General features: G+C 30.7%; 12 protein-coding genes. 4 read left to right on the forward strand and 8 right to left on the reverse strand.

Going from position 1 to position 12,170, the window contains the following annotated elements; genetic code table 11:
- Nucleotides 1-403 precede the first annotated feature (403 nt).
- The 6 genes from ACJAX4_RS17310 to ACJAX4_RS17335 all read right to left on the reverse strand — a co-directional run bounded on the left by ACJAX4_RS17310 (nt 404) and on the right by ACJAX4_RS17335 (nt 5,952).
- A complete protein-coding gene (locus ACJAX4_RS17310) occupies nt 404-1,462 on the reverse strand; it encodes an aldose epimerase family protein (RefSeq protein WP_435790696.1) in 1,059 nt (352 codons plus the stop codon).
- Between the two features lie 83 nt (nt 1,463-1,545).
- Nucleotides 1,546-1,944: a hypothetical protein gene (locus tag ACJAX4_RS17315; protein WP_435790697.1), complete on the reverse strand. Its 399-nt coding sequence runs from the start codon at nt 1,942-1,944 to the stop codon at nt 1,546-1,548.
- A gap of 160 nt (nt 1,945-2,104) precedes the next feature.
- Nucleotides 2,105-3,217: a 4Fe-4S binding protein gene (locus ACJAX4_RS17320; RefSeq protein ID WP_435790698.1), complete on the reverse strand. Its 1,113-nt coding sequence runs from the start codon at nt 3,215-3,217 to the stop codon at nt 2,105-2,107.
- A 26-nt stretch (nt 3,218-3,243) separates the two neighbouring features.
- A complete protein-coding gene (locus ACJAX4_RS17325) occupies nt 3,244-3,702 on the reverse strand; it encodes a hypothetical protein (protein ID WP_435790699.1) in 459 nt (152 codons plus the stop codon).
- Nucleotides 3,703-3,854: 152 nt separating this feature from the next.
- Nucleotides 3,855-5,261 carry a sensor histidine kinase gene (locus ACJAX4_RS17330; RefSeq protein WP_435790700.1) on the reverse strand — a complete coding sequence of 469 codons (1,407 nt, stop codon included), beginning with the start codon at nt 5,259-5,261 and terminating at the stop codon, nt 3,855-3,857.
- Nucleotides 5,242-5,952: a response regulator transcription factor gene (locus ACJAX4_RS17335; protein WP_435790701.1), complete on the reverse strand. Its 711-nt coding sequence runs from the start codon at nt 5,950-5,952 to the stop codon at nt 5,242-5,244. The genes ACJAX4_RS17330 and ACJAX4_RS17335 overlap by 20 nt, the downstream gene beginning before the upstream one ends.
- A 243-nt stretch (nt 5,953-6,195) precedes the next feature.
- Here ACJAX4_RS17335 and ACJAX4_RS17340 point away from each other — a divergent pair, with 243 nt between their 5' ends.
- The 3 genes from ACJAX4_RS17340 (at nt 6,196) to ACJAX4_RS17350 (ending at nt 7,596) form a co-directional block, all read left to right on the forward strand.
- Entirely contained in the window at nt 6,196-6,360 is a 165-nt protein-coding gene (locus tag ACJAX4_RS17340) for a hypothetical protein (RefSeq protein ID WP_435790702.1), read from the forward strand.
- 169 nt (nt 6,361-6,529) lie between these two features.
- A complete protein-coding gene (locus ACJAX4_RS17345; protein ID WP_435790703.1) occupies nt 6,530-7,126 on the forward strand; it encodes an HAD family hydrolase in 597 nt (198 codons plus the stop codon).
- Between the two features lie 104 nt (nt 7,127-7,230).
- Nucleotides 7,231-7,596, forward strand: coding sequence for a YopX family protein (locus ACJAX4_RS17350; RefSeq protein WP_435790704.1), 366 nt, complete (start codon nt 7,231-7,233; stop codon nt 7,594-7,596).
- A gap of 57 nt (nt 7,597-7,653) precedes the next feature.
- On the opposite strand, the gene ACJAX4_RS17355 is transcribed toward ACJAX4_RS17350, so the two are convergent.
- Nucleotides 7,654-8,067, reverse strand: a complete 414-nt coding sequence (locus ACJAX4_RS17355) for a hypothetical protein (protein WP_435790705.1) — start codon at nt 8,065-8,067, stop codon at nt 7,654-7,656.
- A gap of 85 nt (nt 8,068-8,152) precedes the next feature.
- Nucleotides 8,153-11,131: a DEAD/DEAH box helicase gene (locus ACJAX4_RS17360; protein WP_435790706.1), complete on the reverse strand. Its 2,979-nt coding sequence runs from the start codon at nt 11,129-11,131 to the stop codon at nt 8,153-8,155.
- Between the two features lie 308 nt (nt 11,132-11,439).
- Between ACJAX4_RS17360 and ACJAX4_RS17365 the strand changes: the two genes are divergently transcribed.
- Nucleotides 11,440-12,170 (forward strand): G5 domain-containing protein (locus ACJAX4_RS17365; RefSeq protein WP_435790707.1); only part of this gene is annotated, 731 nt, incomplete at its 3' end.

A 12,170-nucleotide genomic window follows, 5' to 3' on the forward strand; every position in this document is an offset into this window, starting at 1 on the left:
AATATATCTGGCTCTGTAAAAATCCACTTCCCTAAAATAACTTTCTGCTGATTTCCACCACTTAAATTACCCGTCTTTTGTAATATCCCAGAACATTTTATGTTTAGTTTTCTGCGTAACTCAAGGCCTATGGATTAATTTTAATAGATCACATAAAAGGGAATACAACCCTAGCTAATTTAAAAAGAATATCAAAGTATGGAATAATAAATGAAAACGAAGAGATTGTTCATACTGAAGGAATTGAATGCGTAGTAATAGATAATGATACTAATCCACGTACACTTAGAAATGAATTACGTTTAAATGATTTAGTTTGGAAATTACAATAATTTAACCAAAATATTAAATAAAAACCACGAAGTTTATAATTAAACTTCGTGGTTTTTTGATTTTTATTTTACTATTTAGTTGAAAATTTATAAATAGTAGTATGCTTATATTCTTCTCCTGTTTTGAGAATTGGTGATGGAAAATTCTTGTGTTTTAAAGAATTAGGGAAAATTTGAGTTTCTAAACATATAGCACTTCTTTTTATATATAATTCTCCAGATTTCCCTGGTCTAGAGGTATTTAAATTGTTAGCTGTATAAAGCTGAACTCCTGGCATTGTAGTATATACTTCCACAAACCTACCAGTTTTTGCTTCATAAAGTTCTGCGAATTTTTGTGGGGTTTTTTTATCTACCTTTAATATGAAATTATGGTCATAACCACCACCATATTTAAGCTGTTGGTTTTCTGTTAATAAATCAGATCCAACTTTTTTAAGTCTTCTAAAATCAAAAGGAGTATTCACTACTGAACTAATTTCTCCATTTGGAATACATTCATCATTTATAGCAGTGATATAGTCAGCATCTATCATTAGCTCATGGGACAAAATATCTAAATCTCCCCGGCCTAATAAATTGAAGTATGAGTGATTAGTTAAATTAACTACTGTATCCTTATCAGAAACCGCAAAATATTCGATTTTCAGTTCATTTTCTACTGTTAAAGTATAGGTAACCTTGACCTTAAGCTCTCCTGGGAACCCCTCTTCTCCATCGACGCTGGTATAAGTAAGTTCTAAAAATTCTACTTCCTCTTCTTTTATAATAGTAGGCTTCCATACAACTTTATCAAAACCCACAATGCCTCCGTGTATTGAATGATTTCCGTTGTTTTTACTTAACTTATATTCTTCTCCATTTAATTCAATAACAGCATTCTCAATTCTATTAGCATATCGTCCTATAATTGCTCCGAAATTATTAATATTGTTAAAATAATCCTCTGATTTATCATAACCTAAAACCACATCTGCAAATACCCCTAACTTGTCTGGTACTTTAATTGAAACAACTATTCCACCAAGGTTAGTTATTTGCACCTCTACTCCATTGGAGTTTTTTAAAGTGAAAATATCAATAGGTTTCTCATCTTTTGTCATGCCGTATAAACCTTTTGCAATACTCATACATTCATCCTCATTTCAATATTTAATATTTAGATTGCTCTCTCGTGTTTACTTTAATCTATCAATTATATCATATTTACAAGTTATTTTTTAACTTCATTAACATAAACTGCCGTAGCTAATCCTTGCATAGGATAGGATTCTCTTATCCCACCCTCAATATAAATTTCCACATGATTCAAAACAGTAAATTCTCTACTTACATTGCTATAAGGAATAGAGGACCCTTCACGTGCATTTTCAAAAAAATTAGTTTTGTCACCTATACTTACCCAAATTTGACCTTTTACGATATCTGCAGTGGAGTCCACTAAAATTGCTTTACCATCTTCACTTACCTCTAAAACTTCCCCAATAACAGTTGGAGCCATTAACTTAGCACTTGTTACTGGAGGTTTTTCACTAACCTCATTATTTTTGCACCCCACAAGTAGTACAACTGTAAGCATACTAACTATGGTAAAGATTATAAATTTTCTCATACTATCGCCCCTTATACTTTATTAGTTTTATGTTATTACTATTTACTATCTATTACGTTACAACACCTAAAAAAGTTTCACCTGTCTATAATAAATTATAAATAAAAAACAATAAATCCCGTGGAATATTAATTCTACGGGATTTATTGTTTTTGGCTATTTATTTAAGAGATTCCTTCACCGCATCAAGCTCATATTCAGGTGAAACATTCTGTATTTCCTTCATCTTAACATTCTTAGGTACATTTTCTGGTATCTTAAATTTAACATAGAAATCTTTTAATTCTGTTTTTGTAGCATCAGCCGCCTCTTCAATTGTCATGTATCCTTTAATTTCATCATAACTTATACTTTCTCCAACTTTAAGTGCATCTGGAGTTAGTTTATATAGTCCAGCAGCCTGAAATGCTATAGATCCAAAGAATAGAGCCATTACGATTATAATTGTAACAAGTGGGCTTATTCTGTTTTTTCCATACTTAAGTTCAAGTGCACCTTCTTTAGGACAATTAAGTACACAGGTCTGGCAGCTTATACACTCACTAGATTTTATTTCCTTTAGATGTTGTACATCAATATTTACAGGACATTTTTTACTACATAGTCCGCAGTCTATACACTTATTTTCATTTCTCACAACCCTATATTGACTAAATTTACCTACTATTGCATAAAATGCACCTACAGGACATAGATATTTACAGAAAAATCTATCATATATAAATGAACCTACCACTGTTATTATAAGTATTATTAACCCAACAGCAGATTCAGCCCAAACGCTTGAAAGTCCTTCTGGAAGATGTGCATACGCAGACCATGGATCGTATGGCGCCATCCATAACCCCGCTGTCTTCCATGCATAAAAAACTGTTATTGCAAGTATAACGTATTTTAAATATCTAAGTGGCCTATCAATTATTTTCGGCATTATAAACTTCTTTTTGAATATCCTATGTCCTATTTTGGCAAAAAACTCTTGGATCGCCCCAAATGGGCATATAAGTCCACAAAAACTTCTTCTAAAAACAAGAGCTATAACTAACGTTATTGCAAAAAGTATCATGGTACCCGAGAAAATTTTCTGTATAAGTCCGCCTGTTGTAACTAATGTATAAAGACTTTCAAGTCCTCCAAATGGGCACAGTGCATGAATTGAAGGAGCTTTCGCTCCTCCGAGTACCTGATGGAGATATGCCGCAATGCTAACAAGCATTACAAATAACGTAAGTAAACCACATCTTAAATACTTTGAGATCTTATTTTTCTTCAATGAAATTCACTCCTTTATTTTAGGATTTATTGTGTCACACATCCAGAACCATTACCCTGTCCAGATCCCATACCTCTTCCTTGGCCTCTTCTTTGACCACTTCCGTTTCCAAATCCTGCACCGTTCATTTTACCTATTCCAGCACTTCCTGTTCCATCACAAGTCTCCTGATTTTCCACAATAGAATTGTAAATTTCATCTGCTGCTACCTGAGTTAAGTTACCATCTTTTACTCTTTGATCAAGCACTAATTTTTTCTGCTGAAGTGTCTCTGTTTTAAACTCTTCTAGCTTTCCTGCTTCTTTGGCAATTGTTCCATAAGTTTTTCCAGAGGCCCTATCTGTTGTAACTTCCTCTATCGACTTTCCTGTTAATCCAGATGTTACTTCCGCTGGAGTCTTTGTAGCTACAGCTGCAAAAACAACACCAGTACTAAGTACTGTTACTACTGCAAGTGATAGAACCATTTTTTCGATATTTTTCATATAAAACACTCTCCTCATAATTTTTTTTATTTACTTTCTATCTTTAGTATAAGGGGAAGTTGTGATAGAAGTATGATAAAACAACGACATAATTGTGAAACTTTCACATAAAATTAAAAACCCCATCTTTTAAAGATAGGGTCTATGGATTATTATAAATACTTCTTTTTAATTTCAAACCAGAAAATAGTTCCGGTCCCTTTTTCACTCTCTGCTCCGTATTCAAAACCATGTGATTCTAGAATAGTTTTTACAATAGTGAGCCCAAGACCAGTTCCAGTGGATTTTATCCCTTCCACTTTATCTGTCTTATAAAATCTATCCCATATATGCTTTAAATTTTCTTCTGATATTCCTATTCCCGTATCCGCAACTTCAATTCTAATATTTTTCTCGGCTTCTTTTGCTCTTATAATTATATGTCCAAATCTTTTAGTATGGTTAAAAGCATTATTTACAAGATTATACATAACTTGTTCTATTCTAATTTCATCACCTTCTACTATTGCATCTACATTGTTTTCAAGAACTATATCCACCGATGTTTTCTCACTTAAAATCTGAAATTTAACTATAACTCTTTCCAAAAGCTCATTGATATTAAACTGTGTTTTGCTAAAATTAACATATCCCGCCTGTATTTGAGATAAATTAAGAATATCATCAACGATTTTAGAAAGCCTCTCAGATTCCTCTATAATAATCTCAAGCTGTTTGTCTCGCTTCTGCGCAACATTTCCTGTAACATCTCTAATCGTCTCAGCATATCCAAGTATAAGACTTAATGGTGTACGTAATTCGTGGGATACATTAGCAATCAAGTCCTTTCTCAATTGTTCAATTTTCGACAGTTCTTCCCCCATATAATTAATAGTTGACGCAAGTCTTCCAATCTCATCCCTGCTCTTTGATTTAATCTTCACAGAAAAATTGCCTGAAGCCATTTCTTCTGAGACTTTTGTAATTTCAAGTATAGGTCTCGTAAAACTCCTAGATAAGAAGTAAGCAAATATTAATGCTGTAAAAAGAAGAATTAATGTGATGTAAAATAACTGAACTTTCAATATGGAGGCTGTATCCTTTACCGGTGCTAAAGGCAAGTTTATAAAAAGCCCTCCCTTAGATTCACCTTGTACTTTGAGGGGTAATCCAATAAGTATAAATGTATTATGGAATTTAGGATGAATTAAAGATAGAGTTATTTCCTTTCCTTGTTTAATCTCATTAATAACCTCAATCCTTGAATTATTCATCATCATAGGCATACTAGAAGTGCCACCATTTGATGTTACGCTATAGAGTGTCTCCCCCGTCGAATCCAAAAACTCAATGTTAGAATTGGTTTCATTAGCAAAGGTTTCAAAAGTTGTTTCAAGATTTTCCAAAGAGTCCACATCTAACCCCTCAAGAATAGAGTATCCACTGCTTTTCATCTCTGAAATTTTTATTGTCGTATAAAATTTTTCTAAAAATGTAATTTGGAAAAGCCATAACATAACAAGCATTATAAGCACGAGAGCTATCATACCTGACCATAATTTAAGAGCTATGCTTTTCATTTTTTTCACCCACCTCAAACTTATATCCTGTTCCCCACACTGTAACAATAAATTTCCTATATTCTTTTATACTCTCACGTAGCATTTTTATATGTGTATCTACAGTTCTGTCATCACCAAAAAAATCATACCCCCAAACCTCATTAAGCAATTTTTCTCTAGAAAATACTCTATTGGGATTACCTACAAAAAAAGTTAGCAAACTATATTCTTTAGGTGTAAGTGTAACTAATTTATCATTTACATAAGTGTTCCTTGAATCAAAATCTATAACAAGTCCATCAAAAGTAACTGTAGTTTCTTTTTTAGCTTCAATTTCTGCATATGAACTTCTTCTTATTATTGCTTTCATACGTGCAAGAAGTTCCCTCGGGCTAAAGGGCTTTATTATGTAATCATCCACCCCAAGCTCAAAACCAAAAAGCTTATCATACTCTTCACCCCTTGCAGTAAGCATGATTACAGGAACATTTGAAGTCTTACGTATTTCCCTACACACGCTCCAGCCGTCTATTTTGGGCATCATAACATCTAATATAATCAATGAATATTTATACTTCGAAAACAGCTCCAAAGCTTGCACACCATCAGCTCCTTCATCTATATCATATCCCTCAAGACTGGTATATTCTTTTATCATATCTCGTATACGCTCTTCATCATCAACTAGAAGTATTCTTTCATTACCCATATAGCTCCACCTCTTTCTTATATAACCTATTATACTATAATTTATACGCAGATAAACGTCTTATATATTTATTATAAGGCCTAATTGTGTTAGAAGTATGATATAATCATTATACTCTATACAATAATGATTATGTATTGATAATGGTTGTTAAATCGACATTTATAATTCTTGCTATAATTAAAATTTAGGGTTATAGTGTAAGAAATGAAAAATAATATAAAAAAAGGGAGAGGATGAATAATGACAGATAAAGAAAAAGTGGCTAAAAAATTAACTCCAGAGGAAATATCAAAAATAGAAAAAGATAAACTTGAAAAGGCAAAAAAAGATGCTAATTTTGTTCCACCTCCATCTGATTCAGAATTTGATATATGTGGACCTTTAGATTGTGACAAGCAACTTTAAATATTTTTAAAAAGTAACCTCTTTACCTTGAATTTATTTAAGGTAAAGAGATTGCTTTTTTAAAGCTTTAATTTTTATATACTAACCCTTTACTAACTATCCCCGTTTGATTTATTCCTGAAATTATATTAGAATATAATTAACAAATACATTTACAGGGAGGATAAAAATGGTTAAAAACATAATTTTCGATATTGGAAATGTATTACTAGAATTTAAACCTCTAGATTACCTTAAAATGGTTTTTAATGATGATAAAATTGAAGCCCTTGTTTACAAAGAAATCTTTCAAAGCCAAGAATGGAGTCATCTAGATAGAGGAATATTAACTCAAGATGAAGCTATAAAAGCAATATCACAAAGAAACCCTAATTACGAGGTACATATTAAGAAATGCATGGATAACTGGATTGACATATTAACCCCTATCGAAGGCACAGTACAAATGGTGAAAGAACTAAAACAAAAGGGGTTTAAATTATATCTCCTATCAAATTTTCATTCATTAGCTTTTGATAATATATATTTGAAATATGATTTTTTTAGGTGTTTTGATGGTGGCGTAATATCTTATAAAGAAAACCTTATAAAGCCTGAAAGTGAAATATATACTAGACTTTTAGATACCTATTGTCTAAAAGCAAAAGAATGCTTATTCATTGATGATACCTTAGCAAATACTGAGGCAGCAGATAGACTTGGTATGAATACAATTCATTTTAATAATTATGAAACACTGGAAGATGACTTACTTAAGTTCATTTAATTTATAACCCCCTTAAATTCGCGTGTTTTGACGTATATAAAAGAGTATTGTCATAATTTTTTTAAAACGAAAGATATGTTAAAATAGAAAGGCAGGCAACCTAAATGAAACAATTAAAATTTAAAGCTTGGGATAGTAGCAAACAAAAGATGCATAAACTACAAGGAATGACTTTTGATGCCAAAAGTTACATACCATCAGACCTAAAGCTACCTGGTTTACCTTGGAGACCCATTCAAGAATATGAATTATTACAATGGGTTTATTTATCCGACAAAAATGGAGTCGATGTATACGAAGGAGATTATATTGAAATTTCATCCACCGTTTACAATGTAGTTTGGGATGAAACCATAGTGAATTTTCAGCTTCAAGCTTCTGGAAGCTCTTCACCTCGTAATATTATTGATGTCCCTCTTGGAGATATTATTGGCAATAAATTTGAAAATGAAGATTTAAACAATAAATAATAGAACAAAAGGGACTGTCCCAAGATTTCATGCGAAATCTTGGGACAGTCCCTAATATTATTCCACTTGTGTTACAAGTCTCTTCATAACATCTCTTAACTTCACTTCGTAAATATCCTCTGAAGCTATAATTATAACTAATTTAATTGCATTAACTGACTTATCCCATTCATAAGATTTAATATCCATAATAGCACCCTCTGGAACATATTCCTCAATGTCCATTGCAATTTCTTCAGCAAGTGATAGGTATTCTTCAAATAATTCATCTTCTGTTAATTCACATACATTACATTCTTCTTCCATTAAATCATTTAAGATATTTATCCCTACACTTAAATTAAAAGCTAATATGTCCTCTCGTTTTGAACCTTTACTCATGTCTTTAATTACTTTAAACTCTGTATTTTTTTCGATTATATTTTTGAATTCATTGCTGTCTACAATTTTATTGTTAAATTCTACGTTCATATCTTCGTCTCCCTTTGGTGCCACACACTGCGCAAGTGGCATCTTTTTATATTATTCATAATTATGTGATTTAAAGTACCCCAGTTTAATTTTGCGATATTGAACTTGCCACTTGGGTAACACCACTAAAAATCTCCATCAGTTCCTCTTTTGTAAGCTTTCCTAGAACATTACTATTAGTAAGATCCCCTGTAATTACATTGTCAATTAAATCTTTTTTATCCTCTTGAAGAAGAATAATTTTTTCTTCTACAGTTCCCTTAGCAACTAGCTTAATTACTTCTACTAAATTTCTTTGACCAATTCTATGAGCTCTATCTGTTGCTTGATCTTCTACTGCTGGGTTCCACCAAGGGTCAAAATGAATAACTAGATTTGCAGATGTTAAGTTAAGACCTGTTCCCCCTGCCTTCAATGAAATTAAAAATACCTTTGTATCGCAGCTTATATTAAATTCATCTACCAATTTAATTCTATCCTGAGGCTTTGTTTTACCATCTAAGTAAAAATAGTTAATTCCTTTCACCTTTAAATTTTCACCTATCTTTTTAAGTGCAGATGTAAACTGTGAAAAGAGTAACACTTTCCCCTCTGAATCTATGTGTTTCTCGATAAGCTCCGTTGCAACTCTTAGCTTTCCACTTCCACCTTTATAATCATCTATTACAAGGGAGGGATCCAAGCAAATTTGTCTTAGCTTAGTTAAATATGAAAAAACCTCTATTCTACCATCCCCATCATTTTTCATTTTATCCCTTACGGTTTTGATATAAGATTTATATACAGCTCTTTGAGATGTTGTCATCTCAACAATAAATTTCTTTTCTATTTTATCTGGTAATTCTTTCATTACTTCCTTTTTAGTTCTTCTTAAGAGAAAAGGTTTAATAAGTAATTTAAGTTCCTCTATATCCTTTTGTCTTGAAGCTATAAATTTAGATTCGAAAACCTCCTTAGAATATAAATAATTTGGTATAATAAAGTCAAATATAGACCACAGTTCTGTTAAATTATTTTCCATAGGAGTACCTGTTAACGCGAATTTTACATGGGCTTTAACTTTTTTTATAATTTTTGTGTTTTGTGCTAAATAATTTTTTATATTTTGAGCTTCGTCTATAACGCAATTATCAAAAATAACATCTTGGTACCTATCTATGTCCATTCTTAATGTTCCATAGGTTGTTAATATTACATCATAATCATTCAAATTCTCTATTACTTTATGTCTATAACTCTTTTCTCCATGTATAATTGCAACTTTTAAACTAGGTGCGAATTTTTCGAGTTCTGCCTTCCAATTATAAATAAGGGATGTTGGATTTACAATAATGGTTTTTTTGTTTTCCTGGGATAATAAAAAAGCTATGACTTGAATTGTTTTACCAAGGCCCATTTCATCTGCCAGTATCCCTCCAAATCCTAGTGTACTTAAACCTTTAAGCCATTTAAAACCATCAATTTGATATCCTCTAAGTGTGGTCTTTAAATTCGCTGGTACACATATATCCGTGTTATTTATATTATATAAAATATCTTCCATATTCTTTAACACTTCAGTGCCTTTTATAAATTTAATGGTGCTATTTTTTATCTTCTCACTTAAGTATATACCCTTACTTTTTTCTATTTGTATTACACCTGTTTTCATTTTTTCATCAATATTTAGTATTTCTATTAGATTAAAGAAATTCTTGACATCCTCATCTTCAAAGTCTAGAAAATTGTTATTTTTAGTTTTATAACATCGCTTGTTTTGCTTAAAAGCTGCTAGAACACTATTCATTTCTATATTTTCCATGTTATTTAACCCATAAGAAAACTCATAGTAACCATCCTTTTCTTTCACCATAGCATCAATAGAGCTGTGATTATATATTTCTCTATGTTTAAAACTTTTCAAAAGAGTAACATTTCCTAGGCAATATAAACTTTTACCACTCTTACTTAGAATATTAAGTAGTTCTAAGTCACCACCAGTGAATATTAAAGACTCATCTTTTCTTTTAAAACTATATTTTTCCAGCTCAATAAGGATCTTCTGCTCTTTTTTATAGTTCCTTATAAGTGTATCTTTACTTTTATCAGCCTTTAAAATATTGATTTTTTCATTGCCGTAATTTACTTTCACGTCACAGTAAATTTTATTTTCTATCTCATATAATTCAAACTCTGGCTTAATAAACCCGGCTGCAAAGACTTTTATCTCTTCGCTAATATTAATATCACTTGAAATACTGCTTAGAAAATGAATAAGTTTGTTGTAATTATTTATTTCCTTTTTATATATAATCTCACCATTTTTTTTTAACTTTTCACATATAATCATATATTTTGAAATTTGATCTTTCGATGGTAAATAAAGCTTCCAATTAAATAAATATACATCATTCATATCATTTAATGATACTGGAAATTGTTTATGAGTTGTTAAAACAAAATATCCACCTCTAATTTTCACTGTAAAGTTTAACGGCAAATTGTTTTGTAAAACCGGAGCCTCAAACTCGAATCCATCATAATTAAATTTAGTTTTCCTACTCTTTAAACCTAACAAATAAAATCTTAATTCCCTAGGTTCAATTTTTGTTTTTTCATTGTCTATTGAATTTTGTGCATCATAATAAGTAGGACCTTTAGAAACCTTACGAATAAGCTTTACAATGTTATTTGTACTTTTCTTATTTGAACTATTGTTTTGAATAATTTCTGTTTTTTTGCTTTCCTTTACAGTTTTTTTTGCAGTTAAACTAAAAAACCTATAGGCTGTAGCAGTTAAATGACTACACATAAATAAATAGTCCGTACTCGGACGTCCTTTAAAATCCTCACAAGTACATTTTACTCCCTCTAATTTTCTCTTTAATAAATCTATTGCTATATGAGTATTTAATTCACCGGATTTTGTTTCATTACTAACTAAGCCATATATATGATATATATTATCTATCTTTTTGCCATTAATCTTAGTAACTAATCCATTATTAAATATTTTATGTCCTTTACTTCTCATATTATCTGAAGATGATTTAAATACTATGTTCTCTAACTCGTTTATTTTCAAAAAATCAACTCCCATATTAATATTATTATATTCGATATTATATAAAAACTCAAACTTAATCTACTCCTCTAAAATAGTGTGTGCATTTTATTTCTCCATAAGGTTCCCATGCATGTTTGAAATTGCATGTTAAAAATAATAATTCCCTTGAACAGAAAAATATGATATACTACCACTACAATAATTTCCCATTTATTGACTGACATAGAAAATATAATATAGACATACACATACATTAATACACTACCAACCCCATATGTTGGAAATACAATATAAAGTATTATACCAAACCTTATAATTAGGAGATGATGATTATTATAGTTGAATTTTTAAAAGTTAAGCCAAGAAAAATTATAATTGGATTTATGCTGCTTACCATAATTGTAACTTCAGCTGTTTTTGTGGGATTTTCAAGAAAAAATATTACTGTGATTGTAGACGGTAATCCAATTGAACTCGTAACTTACCAAAAAACTTTTGACTTAGCATTAAAGAAGGCCGATATATCTATATCCCTAAAAGATAAAATTGATAAAGCTTTAAATTCAAAAATACTTAACAACGATATCATAACTATAAAACGTGCTGTAGATCTAAAAGTTCTTGTAGACAATAAAGAACTTAATATATCTTCTGCGGAAAGTGATGTTGCACTGATGTTAAAAACACAAAAGATAACGTTAGGCCCTACTGATACGGTTGTTCCATCATTAAAAACCAATTTAACTAAAGGAATGGACGTTATCATTACTAGGATTAAAACAAAAACAATAGAAGAAAAAGAGCCTATAGATTTTAAAACGGTAATTAAAAACGATAAGGGTGTATTAAAATCTAAAAAAAGTGTTTCACAAAATGGAGTAAATGGCGAAAAAAGTATTAGTATAGATGTAACTTATGAAAATGGTAAAGAAGTCGCTAGAAAAGTGGTAAATGAAACTATAGTTAAAGAGCCTAAAAATAAAATTATAGTTCAGGGTACTATGTCACCAATAACCGTTTCCAGAGGAGGCTATTCAGAAAGTACCGCAAAAGTTGT

The sequence above is a fragment of the Clostridium sp. genome (assembly GCF_051278035.1).
Lineage (GTDB): Bacteria > Bacillota > Clostridia > Clostridiales > Clostridiaceae > Clostridium_AD.

Bases quoted from the DNA above. Each gene is read 5' to 3' on its own strand.
- ACJAX4_RS17355 (WP_435790705.1), bottom strand. From the start codon at position 8,067: ATGAACGTAGAATTTAACAATAAAATTGTAGACAGCAATGAATTCAAA.
- ACJAX4_RS17335 (WP_435790701.1), bottom strand. From the start codon at position 5,952: ATGGGTAATGAAAGAATACTTCTAGTTGATGATGAAGAGCGTATACGA.
- ACJAX4_RS17345 (WP_435790703.1), top strand. From the start codon at position 6,530: ATGGTTAAAAACATAATTTTCGATATTGGAAATGTATTACTAGAATTT.
- ACJAX4_RS17310 (WP_435790696.1), bottom strand. From the start codon at position 1,462: ATGAGTATTGCAAAAGGTTTATACGGCATGACAAAAGATGAGAAACCT.
- ACJAX4_RS17330 (WP_435790700.1), bottom strand. From the start codon at position 5,261: ATGAAAAGCATAGCTCTTAAATTATGGTCAGGTATGATAGCTCTCGTG.
- ACJAX4_RS17340 (WP_435790702.1), top strand. From the start codon at position 6,196: ATGACAGATAAAGAAAAAGTGGCTAAAAAATTAACTCCAGAGGAAATA.
- ACJAX4_RS17350 (WP_435790704.1), top strand. From the start codon at position 7,231: ATGAAACAATTAAAATTTAAAGCTTGGGATAGTAGCAAACAAAAGATG.
- ACJAX4_RS17315 (WP_435790697.1), bottom strand. From the start codon at position 1,944: ATGAGAAAATTTATAATCTTTACCATAGTTAGTATGCTTACAGTTGTA.
- ACJAX4_RS17325 (WP_435790699.1), bottom strand. From the start codon at position 3,702: ATGAAAAATATCGAAAAAATGGTTCTATCACTTGCAGTAGTAACAGTA.